Raw genomic sequence first — 14,553 nt, 5'->3', positions numbered from 1 at the left:
CGGGATCAGCATCCCGGCGAAGGGCCACATTCTATCGCGCGCGCTGGCTCAGTAGCGCAGCCCGGCGGCGCGGTAGGCGGCCGCCAGGAGCCACAGCGGGCCGATCATCAGGAACTGCAGGTCCTTGAAGAACGAGGGCTTGCGTCCCTCGATTTGATGGCCGATGAACTGCCCGATCCAGGCCACGACGAAGATCACGATGGACGTCAGCCACAGCGGGACGGCCAGGCGGTCGAGGCCGGCGGCCGCGAGCAGCAGCAGCAACAGCACCGCGGCGGCGCCGAGCGCCAGCGGCACCGAGAGAATGAAGTAATAGACCACGGCCGCCATGGCGAGAAGCACGGCCCAGTTCAGCGCCGGCGAAATCGCGGCGAAGGCGGCCGGCACCGGAATGGACCACAGCAGCCCGATCACGCTGAGCACGATGGCGGGCACGCAGATCCAGTGAATCCGCTTGTTAACCGGGTCCTGGTGGCTCTCGCCGTACTCGTCCAGCCACTGGTGTATGCTCCGCATCGATCCTCTCTCCTGGCAGTGGCCGGAACACGCGCCCGGCGCAGCGGTCTGAGAAACTATCACAAGCCGTCGGCGGCGGAACCCCCGCAGCGGCCGCGTAAAACACGACGAAGGGAGAAAACCATGGCATCCCGCATGCAACGTTTGTTCCTGGCCGCCGTCGCCGCCACCCTGGTGGCCGGCTGCCAGACCATCGATCCGTACACCGGCGAAGAGAAGACAGCCAGCGCTACCAAGGGCGCGGCCATCGGCGCCGGCGCCGGTGTCCTGCTGGGCATCCTGACCGGCGACGACTCCAAGGAGCGGCGCAAGCGCGCGCTGATTCTCGGCGGCGCCGGTGCGCTGGCCGGCGGGGCCGTCGGCAACTACATGGACCAGCAGGAAGCCGAGCTGCGCCGGCAACTCTCGGGCACCGGCGTCAGCGTGACCCGCGTGGGCGAGGAGATCATTCTCAACATGCCCGGCAACGTCACCTTCGAGACCGACAGCTCGGATCTCAAGGCGGGGTTTTTCGGCGTGCTGGATTCGGTTGCGCTGGTGGCGCAGAAGTTCGACAAGACGGTGGTCGAAGTGACGGGCCACACGGACAGCACCGGTTCGGCCGAATACAACCAGGCGCTGTCCGAGCGCCGGGCGGCCACCGTCGCGACCTACCTCGTCAATCGCGGGGTCGACCAGCAGCGCATCCTGGCCTTCGGGCGCGGGCAGACGCAGCCGGTCGCCGACAACAGCACCGCTGAGGGACGCGCGCTCAACCGGCGGGTCGAAATCCGGCTGTCGCCGATCACGGGCTAACGGAAACGGCCGCCGCGAGCGTCGCTAGGCGGCGTTCGCCGCCTGGTCTGCCAGGCGCGCCCGCAGCTTCTTCATGGCGGCGGCCTCGATCTGGCGGATGCGCTCGGCGGACACGCCGTATTCGGCTGCCAGCTCCTGCAGCGTCGCCTTCCGCTCACCGAGCCAGCGCCGCTGCAGGATGTCGCGGCCACGCTCGTCGAGTTCCGCCAGGGCCTCGCCCAGGGCTTCGACGGCGTTCTCTTCCCAGTCGTCCTGCGCCACGAGCTCGGCAGGATCCGCGCCGGGGGCCGGCAGGAAGGCGGCCGGCGAGCCGATCCGCTCCTCGTCGTCCGCGTCGGGCCCCGGATCGAGGGCCAGGTCGCGCGCGGCGAGCCGCTGCTCCATCTCGTTGACCTCTGCCGGCGACACGCCCAGGTCCGCAGCCACCGCCCGGGTCTCGTCGGGCGACAGCCAGCCGAGCCGCTGCTTGGCCTTGCGCAGGTTGAAGAACAGCTTGCGCTGGGCCTTGGTAGTGGCCACCTTCACCAGCCGCCAGTTTCGCAGCACGTACTCGTGGATCTCGGCCCGGATCCAGTGCACCGCGAACGAGACGAGCCGGACGCCCACACTGGGGTCGAAACGCTTGACGGCCTTCATCAGGCCGACATTGCCTTCCTGGACCAGGTCGCCGAGCGGCAGCCCGTAGCCGTTGTAGCCCCGGGCGATGTGGACGACGAAACGCAGGTGGGAGATCACCAGCTGGCGCGCGGCGTCGAGATCGCTGTCGCGGCGGAAGCGCCACGCCAGCTCGGTCTCTTCCTCGGCCGACAATACGGGCACCGCCGACACCGCGTTGATGTAGGCGTCGAGATTGCCGACCGGCACGGCCAGCATCATTCCGTCCTGTCGCGCGACCAGCGCTGTACTCATGTGTTGCCTCCCATAGGCGCCGGATTTTAGCACTCGAACTGTTAGAGTGCTAAGGACGGCCGGGGTTCCCGGGAACTCAGGACGAGAAAACCGTCACAGATTCAGCGCCTTGCCTCAGAGCCCCGGCTCCACGCGGCGGAGGTGGCGGGTGGCGGAGACCCACGCGCCCAGCCAGCCCAGCGCGGTGCCCGCGCCGAGCAGGAACAGGGCCCCTGCCAGCCCCAGTCCCGCCGGCCGGAAGCCCGAGCCGTACAGCCCCGCCAGGCGCGCGACCGGGTCGGCGAGCGCCCAGAGCCCGGCCTGGACGATGAGCAGCGCCGCCAGCGCCCCGCCGAGCCCGTACCAGGTCCCGCCGTAGAGCAGCGGCCGCCGGATGAAGCCGTCGGTCCCGCCGACCAGCTTCATCACCTCGATCTCCTGGCGCCGGTTCTGGATGTCGAGCCGGATGGTGTTGCCCACGATGACCAGCACGCCCACCGCCAGCAGCAGGGCGGCCATGGCGGCCAGCCGCCGGGCGATCTCCAGCATGGCGAACAGGCGGCGCACCCAGTCCGCGTCGGCCTGTACCAGGTCGGCCTCGGGCAGCGCCCGGAGCCGCTCCGCCAGGGCTTCGATGGCCTCCGGCGAGTCGTGGCCGGGGGCCGGGCGGACGGTGACCAGGTGGGGCAACGGGTTGTGCTCGAGGGCGCCGAGGGCGTCGCCGAGCCCGGAGCCGGCGCGGAATTCCTCCAGCGCCGCTTCGGCGCTGACCAGCCCGGTGGCGCCCACTTCCTCCCAGCCCGCGATCTCGTCCGCCATGCTGCGGGCCTGCGCCAGGGGCTGGCCCGGCTCGAGGTACAGCGAGACCTCGATGCCCTCTTCCCAGTGTCCCGACACGCCCTGCAGATTGTCCACCAGCAGGTAGAGGCTGACGGGCAGGGCCAGCGCGATGCCGATGACGGCGATGGTCATGGCCGTCCCCAGCGGCTGGCGGGCGAGGCGCCCGAGCGAGCCGACCAGGGTCTGGGCGTGCAGGCGGGTCCAGCTGCGCACAAGGCCGAGGCCGCCCCACCGGGGGAGGCGCAGCGCGAGCCGCGGCAGCCGCAGGTCTGCCAGGCGCCCCAGGAGGGGCGGCCGGCGCCGGCGGCGCGCGCCGCCGGGCTTACTGCGGCGGGGCGCCCGGGAAGGCATGGTCCAGGTCCTCGATGAGTCGGCCGTCGCCGAGCGCGATGCGGCGATGGCCCATGCGCTCCAGCAGCGGCAGGTCGTGGCTCGCCACCAGCACCGTCGTGCCGACGCGGTTGAGGCGCGCGAACAGGTACATGATCTCCAGTGACAGGTCGGGGTCCAGGTTGCCCGTCGGCTCGTCGGCGATGAGCAGCGGCGGGCGGGCGGCAATGGCGCGGGCGATGCCGACACGCTGCTGCTCGCCCTGCGAGAGCATGACCGGCGGCAGGCCTTCCTTGCCCAGCAGCCCCACCTGGTCGAGCGCCGCGCGCACCCGCCGGCCGGTCTCGCGGGTGCCCACGCCGGCGATCACCAGCGGGAGGCCGACATTGTCGAACACCGTGCGATCGGCCAGCAGCTTGTGGTCCTGGAACACCATGCCGATGCGGCGCCGATGGGCCGGCACCTGGCGCCGCGAAATGCCGGCGGTGTTGCGGCCGCCGATGAGCACCTGGCCGCGCGTCGGCCGCTCGATGCAGGCGATGAGCTTCAGCAGCGTGCTCTTGCCGGCGCCCGAGTGGCCGGTGAGGAACACCATCTCGCCCTCGGCGATGCGCAAGCTCAAATCGCGCAGGGCGTCGCGGCCGCCGGGGTAGCGCTTGAAGACCTGCTCGAAGCGGATCACCGGCTCACCGCGCGGCGCGCTCGCCCGGCGCGCCCAGCAGGGCCTCGATATAGGGTCCGGCCTCGAAGGGCGCCAGGTCTTCGAGGCCCTCGCCGATGCCGATGAAGCGGACGGGGAGCGCCAGCTCGCGCGCGATCGCCAGCACCACGCCGCCCTTCGCCGTGCCGTCGAGCTTGGTGATGGCGACACCGCTCAGGCCGATGGCCTCGTTGAAGCGGCGCGCCTGCAGCAGCGCGTTCTGGCCGCTGCCGCCGTCCAGCACCAGCAGCACCTCGTGCGGCGCATCGGGATCGAGGCGGCCGAGCACGCGCTTGACCTTGCGCAGCTCGTCCATCAGGTTTTCCTGGGTGTGCAGGCGGCCAGCGGTGTCGGCCAGCAGCACGTCGATCCCCCGGGCCCGCGCGGCCTCGAAAGCGTCGTAGGCGACCGCTGCCGGGTCGGCGCCGGTGCCCTGCGCGATCACCGGCACGTTGTTGCGCTCACCCCAGGTCTGCAGCTGCTCCACCGCTGCCGCGCGGAAGGTGTCGCCGGCGGCCAGCATGACCGACAGCCCTTCGCCTTGCAGGCGATGCGCGATCTTGCCGATGGTGGTGGTCTTGCCCGAGCCGTTGACGCCGACGACCAGCACCACGAAGGGCCGGACGTCCGCAGGGATCGCCAGCGGCTGCTCGCAGGGCCCGAGAATTTCCAGCATGCTGGCGCGCATCGTGTCGAGCACGGCCTTGCTGTCGCCCAGCTCGTCGCGCCAGAGCTTCTTCTCCAGGCCCTCGACGATCTGCCGGGTCGCTTCCACGCCGACATCACCCGTCAGCAGGCGCGTCTCCATCTCCTCGATGAACTCCTCCCCGACCTTGCCGCCCGGCAGCAGGTGGGCGAGATCGTAGGTCAGCCAGCTGTCCCCTTTGTTGAGGCGCTCGCGCAGCCGGCGGAAGAAGCCCTTGCGCTTCTCGCCCGTGCCCTGGCCGGGCTCTGCAGGCGGGTGGGAGGAGGGTGTGGCCATGGTCGATGAGGGGCGGTTGCGGGCAGGTCCCTATGCTACCGCTTTGCTCCGGCGCCCGGAAAGAAAACGGGCGGCCCGAGGGCCGCCCGTCGTGAAAAGAGCCGCAGCCGGTTATTCGACCGGCGCTGGCTCGTTGGTCCGCACCCGGTCGGGCGCGTCGCAGTTGTCGTCGAAGTTGCCGTACACCGTCGGGGCGAGCGGGCTGCCGCTGGCGCCGAAGATGAGTGTCTGGCCGTTGGGCGGCAACGCGAAAGCCGGGTTGCCGGCGATGAACACGACCTGCTGGCCCTGCATTTCACCGGTGGCCGTCTGCGACTCGTCCGTCGTGCCCGGATCGAGCTGCGAGCCGTGGGTGGCGCCGTTGGTGAAGCAGACGCGCGCCTTCAGGCCGGCCGGGTCCACGACCGGGGTCGGCGAGAAGGTGTAGTCGGTCAGTCCGGCCCCCTCCATCTCCGCGGCGAGGCGGTTGGAGGCGCTGTTCGGCACCACAGTGTCGCCGTCCACCTGGATGAAGTGGATTGCGGCCGCGCCGGCTGCGTCAGCCGCGTGGCTGATCGGGTCGCCGGCGTCGACCAGCGTCTGCAGGTCGCGGATGAAGTTGTTGTACAGGCTGGTGTTGGGCACCAGGCCGTTGCCGATCAGGCCGGCCTCGATCCGCGGGCCGAAGGAGAAGCTGTCCAGCAGCAGGTCGGAGATCACGCCGCCCGGGACGCCCAGGGTCGCGGTGACCGCCGTGTCGTCCATGGCGAGGTAGTTGGTGCCGGAAATGCCGCCCAGCGACGTGCCGATGAAGTGCACGCGGCTGCCGTCGAGATCGGGGAGCTCGTCGCCGTCCAGGTCCATGGTCGGGATGGTGCGGGTCAGCGCCACCAGGTCCGCCGCCGCCTGGCGCAGGTTGTCGCGGCTCACCAGCCCGTTGGACAGGTTGATGAAGTGCGCGCCGCTCGAGTCGATCTGGCCGTCGGGGCCAGGTGCCCCGGTGGTGTTGTCGAGCAGGTCGAGATCGAAAGTGCGCTCGGGCACGCCCGGGACGCGCAGCAGCGCGTTCGGGTTGTTGGCCAGGATGTCGGCCAGCTCCTCGGGCGAAATCGTTTCCGGGTCGATCTCCGGCGCGGCGATGCCGTGCAGCGGCTGGTCGATGGCGATCACCGCGTAGCCCGCGTTGTTCAGCGGTTCCGTGAGCGCCAGCGCGTCCAGCCGGTTGCGGGTGATGCCGTGGTAGAAGATCACCACCGGCCAGCCGGCTTCCGGCGGCACTGCCGTGCCGCCGAGCGCCGCCGCATAGTCGGTGTTGTCGTTCGGGATCGTGATCAGCACGGGCACCGGCTGGTCGGCCCGCTTCAGCGGCACCGGGTTGAACTTGTTGAGCACCAGGCTGGCGCCGTCAAGCGGGCTCTCCGTCGCCGCGACCCAGGGGCTGTTCAGCGGGGCCGTCGGGTTCTCCGCCGTCGGCGGCGAGAGGTAGTACGGCACCACCACGGCGCCGGCGTAGACGTCACCCTCGCCGGGGATCGCGCTGCCGTCGATCCCCTGCAGTCCCAGCAGCAGGGTCGTGGTCACCGGCGTGCCCGGCGGCAGGGTGATCTCGGGCGAGATCGGCACCGGCACCGGCGTGACGGCGCGCTCCACCTGGCTCGGGCCGGCGGTGGCCATGTCGGCCACGGTGTCGCGCACGGTCTTGGTGTCCAGCGTCGTAAAGCTGGCGCTGACCACGACTTCGCCCGGCTGGATGCCGAGGATCTCGCCGACGGCCAGGTGCGCCGCAATGAAGATGCCGAGCAGTTCCTCGGTGGTCAACCCCGGCGGCAGGCCGACGTCGGGGTCGGGCAGCTGGATGGCGCCGGCGATGTAGCCGGCCCGGATCTGCGCGTAGACGGTGTCCGGCGCGGCGGGGGCGCCGTCGGTGTCGGTGACCCCGTCGGTCAGGAACATCAAGTAGCCGTTCTCGGTGCCCGGCGTGAAGTTGTTCGCCTGGTTGGCGTTCAGCGGCCTGAGCGGCTTGAGCTGCACGGTCTGGCCGCCGGCATCGATGTCCGGTGCCACGCTGACCTCGTAATCGACGCCCTGCACCAGGAAGGGAATGCCGGTGTTGAAAGGCAGGCCGAAGGCCGCGCAGGCATCGGGCGGCGCAGCCGCCAACTTGCAGAGCGTCGCGTCGGACAGGCCGACCACGCCCTTGGTCGCCGGGTCGATCGCCACCTCGAGCAGGAACACCGAGCCCGGTGTGAGGCTGGCCGGATCGACGGCGCGCGTGAAGTTTGCGGTCATGCGGGCATTGGTGGAGAAGCCGTCGAGCTGATTGACCAGCGGCGCCAGCGGCTGCAAGGCCTGCGCGGGCAGGTTCAGCGTGCCGTCGGTGCCTGGCGCGGCGACGAAGCCGAGGATGTCGTTCGGGTACGGCACGATTCCGCTGAGGGGATCGAACTGCGCCCGGAAGGTCGCGTTCGCCTGCGGTACCTGCGGCACGCCGGTGTTCGGCTCCCCGATCGTGCCGGGGGGGTTCTCCGAATCCTTGATGCACGCGGACAGCGCGAGCGCCACGATGGCAAGCGCCACCGGATAGAGGCTTCTCATTGTTCTGACTCCTCCCAAAAGGGGTGATCTTTATCTAAGTCTTTATGCTTGGAGACACGCATGACGCGGCCCGGACGCCCGGGCGTATGGCGCGTGCGCCTCCGCAAGCCTACGCCGGTTGTCGTAGTCGTTTCAAGGCCTTAACTTTGCTGCATGGCGAGATCACACAGTCGGGGTCGCAGCCGCGCGAAAACCCCTCCGCCGGGCAGCTTCCGCATTATCGGCGGGGAGTGGCGTCGCCGCCGCCTCCCGGTCCCGCCGGTCGAGGGGGTACGGCCCACGCCCGACCGCGTGCGCGAAACCCTGTTCAACTGGCTGGCGCCGGTCATCGAGGGCGCGCGCTGCCTCGATCTTTACGCCGGCAGCGGTGCGCTGGGGCTGGAAGCGCTGTCGCGCGGCGCGGCCGGCGTGGTGTTCGTGGACTGCTCGCCCGCCGTGCTGCGCCAGCTCGGCGAGAGCCTCGCGCTGCTCGGCTGTGAGCGCGGCCATACCGTCGCGATGGATGCGGGTGCTTACCTGGAGGGGCCGGCCAGCCGTTTCGACGTCGTGTTCCTGGACCCGCCCTATCGCCAGGGGCTGCTGGCGCCCGTGCTGCAGCGCCTGGCAGAGGGGGGCTGGGTCGGGCCGGGAAGCGCGATCTACTTCGAGCACGAGGCGGCCGTGGCGCCGCCGGCCCTGCCGCCGGGCTGGACGCTGGCGCGTAGCGCCGCGGCAGGCCAGGTGCGTTACCATCTGGCGCGACTCGAGCCGCAGACCACAGGGCAGACATGAGCACATCGGCGCTGTACCCGGGCACCTTCGATCCCATCACCAACGGCCACCAGGACCTGATTCGCCGCGCCGCCTCGATCTTCGAGCGCGTGGTCGTGGCGATCGCGGCCAATCCGGCCAAGGCGCCGCTGTTCAGCCTCGAGGAGCGGGTCGACCTGGCGCGCCAGGTGTTGGCCGACATTCCCAACGTCGAGGTCCGGGGCTACAGCGGCCTGACCGTGAAGTTCGCGGAAGAGCACGGCCTCGACGTCATGGTGCGCGGCCTGCGCGCGGTGTCGGATTTCGAGTTCGAATTCCAGCTCGCCACCATGAGCCGCCAGATCGCGGGCGAGGTGGAGACCGTGTTCCTCACGCCGACGGAGCAGTTCAGCTTCATTTCCTCCAGCATGGTGCGGGAAATCGCGCTGCTCGGCGGGGACGTGTCGCGCTTCGTGCACCCGGTGGTGGAGGAAGCCCTGCGCCGGCGCCGTGCCGGGGCGGGCGGCCCGTGATGGCCGGGCAGTTCCGAACGCGCGGCGGGCTCGCCGGCTGTGCCCTCCTGTTACTGGCCTGGGCCGGTGCGGCCTTCGGCCAGGCGCCGGCGACCCCCGGCCAGGCGGCCATCGCCAGCGCCCATCCGCTGGCGACCCGCGCCGGCATGGAGGTGCTCAAGGCCGGCGGCAACGCCTTCGACGCGGCGGTGGCGGTGAGCGCCGCGCTCGGCGTGGTCGAGCCATTCTCTTCGGGCCTGGGCGGCGGCGGCTTCTGGCTGTTGCATGTGGCGGAGGACGGCCGCCAGGTGGTGGTCGACGCCCGCGAGACCGCGCCGGGCGAAGCGACCGCGGACATGTACCTCGACGAGCAGCACGAGCCGGTGCCCGGCCTCTCCCTCAACGGCCCGCTGGCCGCCGGCATTCCCGGGGCGCCGGCGGCCCTGGCGCACGTCAGCGAACAGTACGGGCGGCTGCCGCTGGCGCGGAACCTCGAGCCGGCCATCCGCCTGGCGCGGGAGGGGTTCCCCCTGTACGGGCGCATGCACCTGGGCCTGACTTTCAAGGCCGAGCAGCTGCGCCGGTGGCCCGGTGCCGAGTCCTACCTGCCGGACGGCGTGGTGCCGGAACCGGGCACGCTGGTCCGCCTGCCCGGCCTTGCCCGGGTGATGGAGCGGCTGGCCGCCGAGGGCGGCGCCGGTTTCTACCAGGGCGAGATCGCCGAGCAGCTGGTCGCCGCCGTGCGGGCGCACGGGGGCATCTGGTCGCTGCAGGACCTGGCCGCGTACCGCGTCATCGAGCGCGAGCCCCTGGTGGCCGAATACCCGGGCGGCTTGCGGCTGGTGGTGCCGCCGCCGCCCTCGGCGGGCGGGGTGGCGATGATCCAGGCCCTCAACCTGCTGGAGCCCTGGTCGGATGTCGAGCTGGCGGCGGTCGATCGCAAGCACCTGGTGGCGGAGGCCCTGCGCCGCGCTTTCCGCGACCGCGCCTGGCTCGGCGATCCCGCTTTCGTCGACATGCCGCTGGAAACATTGCTGCACCCGGCCTACGCGGCCGGCCTGCGCGCGAACCTGCGCCTCGACCGCGCCACGCCGAGCGCGAGCTTCGCCCCGCTCATCAGCGAAGACGGCGGCGAGCACACCTCGCATTTCTCCATCATCGATGCCGAGGGCAACCGGGTAGCCGTCACCCAGACCATCAACGGCTGGTTCGGCAGCAGCTTCGCCGTGCCTGGCCTCGACCTGTTGCTGAACAACGAGATGGACGACTTCGCGGTCAAGCCGGGCGCGCCGAACCTCTACCAGCTGGTCGGCGCCGACGCCAACGACATTGCGCCGGGCAAGCGCATGCTCTCGAGCATGACGCCGGCCTTTCTCGAGTCGCCGCGCGGGGTCGCGATCCTCGGCACGCCGGGCGGCAGCCGTATCATCAGCATGGTGCTGCTCTCGACCCTGGCCTGGCTGGACGGGGCCGATGCGGCGGCCATGACGGCCCTGCCGCGCTATCACCACCAGTACCGGCCGGACCGGGTGCTGTACGAGGAAGGCGCGATCACGCCCGAGGAGCTCGCCGAGCTCGACCGGCGCGGCCACGTGCTGCAGCAGAGCCGGCGACGGTACGGCAACATGAACGTCGTCACCTGGGACTTCGCCGACCGGCGCGTGGAAGCGGCCACGGACCCGCGGGCGGAAGTCGAGATCTGGACCTACTGAGCACCACGGGAGCAGCAATGAATCCGCCCGACGCCTTCATGGCCCGCATCGCCCGCTACTGCGGGCAGGCTTTCGCCGGCCGCATCGTCGCCAACGACCCGGCCCAGCCGGACGACCCTTTCGCCGACCAGGCGCTGGTCATGCACGTCCGCGAATGCTCGGCCACCGAGCTGAAGATCCCCTTCCACGTGGGCGACGACCGCAGCCGCACCTGGGTGCTGACCCGCACCGCCCAGGGCCTCCGGCTGAAGCACGATCATCGCCACGAGGACGGCAGCGAGGACGCGGTCACGCAGTACGGCGGCGACACTGTGGACCCCGGCATGCCGTGGCGCCAGGAGTTCCCGGCGGACGAGTACTCGGTGCGGCTGTTCGAGCGCGAAGGGCTGACCGCCTCGGTGCAGAACACCTGGGCGCTGGAGATCACGCCGGTCGGGCGCTTCGTCTACGAGCTGTCGCGTCCCTCGGGACGCCTGTTCCGCGTGGAATTCGACCTGTCGGCCCCGGTCCCCGCGCCGCCCGCGCCGTGGGGCCATCCCGAGCTCGACTGAGGGAAAGCGCATGCGCCCGTCACTGCTGAAGACGGCCTGGCCGGTTCTCGCCTGCTGGTTGCTCGCCGCGCTGCCGGCGGTCGCGACTGAATCCTGGCGCATCGAGGGCGTCGAGCGCGTGGTGGCCGTCGGCGACGTGCACGGTGCGTACGAGGAGTTGCAGGCACTGCTGGCAGACGTCGGCCTGGTCGATGCCGAGGGCCGATGGGCCGGCGGCGCCACGCACCTCGTCTCCATGGGCGACCTGCTCGGCCGGGGCGATTACGGCCGCCAGGTCATGGACCTGCTGATGCGCCTGCAGCAGGAGGCCGCGGCGGCGGGCGGAGCAGTGCACGTGCTGCTCGGCAACCACGAGGTGATGAGCCTGGTGAACGACCTGCGCTATGTCAGCCAAGGAGACTACGCCCAGTTCGGCGCCGCGACACGCACCGGCTTCCCGGCGGGCTTCTTCGAGCGCCGCGCGGCTTTCCGGCCTGACGGCGCCTACGGGCGCTGGCTGCTGTCGCTGCCCTTTGCCATCGTGATCAACGACACGCTGTTCGTGCACGGCGGGCTGTCGTCGCGCGTCGAGGGGCTGTCGCTCGCCGCGATCAACACCGGCGCGAAAGAGGACCTGCGCACGGTGACGGAGGGCTGGCACGCGCTGCTTGCCGCCGGCGTGGTCGCAGACGAGACCACCTTCCACGAGCTGCGGGACCGCTTGCCGGCGGAGGCGCTCGAAGGACTGCCGTTCCATCCGGACGGCGTCGCCTGGTACCGTGGCAACGCGCGTTGCCACGCCTGGGCCGAGGCGCCCGTGCTGCGCGGGATCCTCGAGGAACTCGGCGCGGCTCGCGTGGTCATCGGCCACACGCCGACGGAGAGCCGCCGGGCGACCTCGCGCCTCGGCGGGATGGTCTATCGCGTCGACGCCGGCATGAACCGCGCCGCCTACCAGGGCCGGGCCGTCGCCCTGGACATCAGCGACGGCACCGTGCTGGCCCACTACCCGGGCGAGGGGTCCCGCGTGGTGGAGGCCGAGCCGGCCCGGCTGTGGGACCGGCCCTACGGCATGAGCGACGCCGAGATCGAGGACTTCCTGCGGACGGCGCCGGTCACCCGGGTCGAGGAGCTGGGCGAGGGCGTCACGCGCCCGCTGCGCCTGACGCTGGAGCGGGACGGGAAAGTGATGCAGGGCGTGTTCAAGACGGTCGACACCGATCCGGGCCTGGAGAGCACGCGGCGTTGGTCGCGCGCGGCCGACCGGGCGGACCGCCACATCTACGACCTGGTCGCTTACCGGCTGGACCGGATGCTGGGTCTCGAGATGGTCCCGGTGGCAGTCACGCGCGAACTCGACGGGCAAGCCGGCACCCTGCAGTACTGGCTGCCGGACAGCTTCCACGAGGGCAAGCGGCGCGAGCGGGGCATGGCGCTGCAGACCGGCTGCAGCATCGCGGCCCAGTTCAACCTGATGAACGTGTTCGACCTGCTGATTTTCAATGTCGACCGGAACCTGGGCAACGTGCTGTACGACGAGCGCCACCAGGTCTGGCTGATCGACCACAGCCGCGCCTTCGGCACCGAGCGCGGCGTTCCGGCGATGCTCGAGGACGCGCAGGTGCAGCTGACGCCGGAGCTGGACGCCGCGCTTGCGCGGGTCACTGCCGAGCAGCTGGAGCCGCTGCGACCGTACCTGCATCGGCGGCAGCTGGATGCCCTGGTGAGCCGGGCCCAGGCGCTCCGGGGACTGCGATGAAGCGCGGCACCGGGTCCGGCCCGTAGCTGATCGAAAAGCCTGACTCCACGCTCAGTCCTTCGAAGTCGGTGGCCGACACCGTGATCTCGAGCGTGTCCTGTTCACCCGCCGGCGGCCGTATGGTGAAGCTGTGGTTGAAGGGGTCGAAGCGCACCCAGCCGGGCAGCGGGCTGCCGTCCGCGCAGCCGGCCTGGAAGCGCAGGGCATCGCCCGGGTCGGGGTCCATGAAGGCATGCTCGGGCACCGTGAAGACCAGCATCTGGCCGGCCGGCACGTACACATCGGGCAAGCGCGTGTTCACCACCGGCGGGAGGTTGGCCAGGTTCTGGCGGATCTCCTTGCGGTGGTGGCGGCCGATGGCGGTGCCCAGGTAGATCAGCACCACTGACAGGCCGATGTTGATGGCGGTGATGGCGCCTACATCCAGGCCCAGGAGCTCGGCCGTGAGCAGGATCATGCCCGCGTAGACCAGGTCGCCGAAGCGGACGAAGAAAGTGTCGACCGTGGTCTTGCCGATGTATTTCTCGTCCCGCGTGACGGGCAGGTAGAGGGCGTGGTTGGTGGTGTTCTGGATCGAATAGTTCGCGGCGCTCTCGGCGATCATCATCAGGCGCACCAGCGCGAACACCGGCACGAGGTAGATCAGGCCGTAGCTCGCCAGCATGACCAGCGGCAGCACCAGGATCGCGCCGCGCACCCCGACCCAGCGGAAGATTCGCGACACCAGGAACAGTTGCAGCCCGATCTGCAGCGCGGTGACCCAGGCGTAGAAGTTGCCGTAGAAGCGGGCCAGCACCTCGCCGATGGTGAGCGCGCCGGCGCTGGCCGCGACGGCCTCCCCCGCGTACTCGCTGGCGAAGGTGGCGAGAATGTACTGGCCGGTGGAATTGACCCAGTTCAGGAGCAGCACGAACACCGCGATGCGCAGCAGGTAACCGCTGCGCAGCACGACCTGGAAGCCGGCGAGCACCTGCGCCAGGCCGGCCGGCTCGCTGGCGACAGCTCGGGTCGGCAGGCTGCGCGAGCCCTCGGGTACCGCCCGCTCGGCCTTGCGGCTGAGATACAGGGCGCCGCTCAGCAGCAGGGCCGCCAGCAGCATCAGCCGCGGCGTGCCCAGCAGCGCGAACAGGGTGCCCGCAACCTGGCTGCCGAGCCAGGCGCCGAGGGCGGCACCGACCATGATCAGGGCGAACAGCCGCTGGCCGGTCTTGACGTTGAACAGGTCTGCAGCGAAGGCCCAGAACTGCGCCACGACCATCACGCTGAACACGCCGAGCCAGATGTAGAAGGGCACGGCGACGGGCACGTCGAGCCACACCAGCAGGGCGAAAAACAGCAGGTTGGTGATGAAGAAGCTGCCGACCCAGCGCAGCACGGCCGACTTCCGGCCGCCCTGCTTGAGGTAATCGAACAGCATCTTGTACAGCGGAATAATGAAAATCAGTACCAGCGCGACCGCGCCGGTGGCGTAGGCGCGCACCTCCGGCGAGCCCTCGGCGAGAATCAGGGCCTCGCGCAGCGGGCGCAGCAGGTAGTAGCCGAACATCAGCAGGAAGATCTGCGCCAGCATCAGGAAGATGCCGCGGCCTTCGCCCGGCCGGACGGCCGTCAGGCCCGAAAGCAGGCGCTCGAAGGGTGTCAGGCGGGAGAAGTTAAACAAACTCATGGCAGGGGCTCGTCACTCTT

The 14,553-nt window shown here is 70.5% G+C and carries 13 protein-coding genes; 6 read left to right on the top strand and 7 right to left on the bottom strand.

All coding sequences use genetic code 11. The annotated features are described in order from the left end of the window. Nucleotides 1-48 precede the first annotated feature (48 nt). Complete coding sequence (locus G6N75_RS07975) at nt 49-516, bottom strand: Mpo1-like protein (RefSeq protein ID WP_165347821.1); 468 nt, start codon at nt 514-516, stop codon at nt 49-51. Nucleotides 517-651: 135 nt separating this feature from the next. Between G6N75_RS07975 and G6N75_RS07970 the strand changes: the two genes are divergently transcribed. Beyond that, nucleotides 652-1,311, top strand: coding sequence for an OmpA family protein (locus G6N75_RS07970; RefSeq protein ID WP_165347918.1), 660 nt, complete (start codon nt 652-654; stop codon nt 1,309-1,311). A gap of 24 nt (nt 1,312-1,335) precedes the next feature. On the opposite strand, the gene rpoH is transcribed toward G6N75_RS07970, so the two are convergent. From rpoH to G6N75_RS07945, 5 genes are all read right to left on the bottom strand, one after another. After that, on the bottom strand, nt 1,336-2,220 hold the full coding sequence (gene rpoH, locus G6N75_RS07965) for an RNA polymerase sigma factor RpoH (protein ID WP_165347820.1): 885 nt from the start codon (nt 2,218-2,220) through the stop codon (nt 1,336-1,338). A gap of 114 nt (nt 2,221-2,334) precedes the next feature. Then, nucleotides 2,335-3,390: a permease-like cell division protein FtsX gene (gene ftsX, locus G6N75_RS07960; RefSeq protein WP_165347819.1), complete on the bottom strand. Its 1,056-nt coding sequence runs from the start codon at nt 3,388-3,390 to the stop codon at nt 2,335-2,337. Then, on the bottom strand, nt 3,362-4,051 hold the full coding sequence (gene ftsE, locus G6N75_RS07955; RefSeq protein ID WP_165347818.1) for a cell division ATP-binding protein FtsE: 690 nt from the start codon (nt 4,049-4,051) through the stop codon (nt 3,362-3,364). The genes ftsX and ftsE overlap by 29 nt, the downstream gene beginning before the upstream one ends. Nucleotides 4,052-4,055: 4 nt before the next feature. After that, nucleotides 4,056-5,051 (bottom strand): signal recognition particle-docking protein FtsY, encoded by a 996-nt coding sequence (ftsY, locus tag G6N75_RS07950; protein ID WP_165347817.1) that lies wholly within the window; start codon nt 5,049-5,051, stop codon nt 4,056-4,058. Nucleotides 5,052-5,162: 111 nt separating this feature from the next. Continuing rightward, nucleotides 5,163-7,625, bottom strand: a complete 2,463-nt coding sequence (locus G6N75_RS07945) for a hypothetical protein (RefSeq protein WP_165347816.1) — start codon at nt 7,623-7,625, stop codon at nt 5,163-5,165. Nucleotides 7,626-7,778: 153 nt separating this feature from the next. Here G6N75_RS07945 and rsmD point away from each other — a divergent pair, with 153 nt between their 5' ends. Genes rsmD through G6N75_RS07920 form a run of 5 tightly spaced genes read left to right on the top strand, consistent with a single transcriptional unit; the run spans nt 7,779 to nt 12,867 of the window. Then, nucleotides 7,779-8,396, top strand: a complete 618-nt coding sequence (gene rsmD, locus G6N75_RS07940; protein WP_165347815.1) for a 16S rRNA (guanine(966)-N(2))-methyltransferase RsmD — start codon at nt 7,779-7,781, stop codon at nt 8,394-8,396. Continuing rightward, nucleotides 8,393-8,887, top strand: a complete 495-nt coding sequence (gene coaD / locus G6N75_RS07935) for a pantetheine-phosphate adenylyltransferase (RefSeq protein ID WP_165347814.1) — start codon at nt 8,393-8,395, stop codon at nt 8,885-8,887. Before rsmD ends, coaD begins: the two co-directional genes overlap by 4 nt. Further along, complete coding sequence (gene ggt, locus G6N75_RS07930; RefSeq protein ID WP_165347813.1) at nt 8,887-10,578, top strand: gamma-glutamyltransferase; 1,692 nt, start codon at nt 8,887-8,889, stop codon at nt 10,576-10,578. Before coaD ends, ggt begins: the two co-directional genes overlap by 1 nt. Before the next feature lie 17 nt (nt 10,579-10,595). Continuing rightward, nucleotides 10,596-11,129, top strand: coding sequence for a hypothetical protein (locus G6N75_RS07925; RefSeq protein WP_165347812.1), 534 nt, complete (start codon nt 10,596-10,598; stop codon nt 11,127-11,129). A gap of 10 nt (nt 11,130-11,139) precedes the next feature. After that, the gene (locus tag G6N75_RS07920) at nt 11,140-12,867 is read left to right on the top strand and encodes a metallophosphoesterase (RefSeq protein ID WP_165347811.1); all 1,728 of its coding nucleotides are present in this window, start codon (nt 11,140-11,142) and stop codon (nt 12,865-12,867) included. Here G6N75_RS07920 and G6N75_RS07915 read toward each other — a convergent pair. Beyond that, the gene (locus tag G6N75_RS07915; RefSeq protein WP_165347810.1) at nt 12,770-14,533 is read right to left on the bottom strand and encodes an ATP translocase; all 1,764 of its coding nucleotides are present in this window, start codon (nt 14,531-14,533) and stop codon (nt 12,770-12,772) included. The two genes, G6N75_RS07920 and G6N75_RS07915, sit on opposite strands and share 98 nt — an antisense overlap. Between the last annotated feature and the right edge of the window lie 20 nt (nt 14,534-14,553).

It is taken from the genome of Thioalkalivibrio sp. XN8, assembly GCF_011058255.1.
Taxonomy (GTDB): Bacteria; Pseudomonadota; Gammaproteobacteria; order Steroidobacterales; family XN24; genus XN24.
This window is presented reverse-complemented; position numbering and strand designations above follow the sequence as displayed.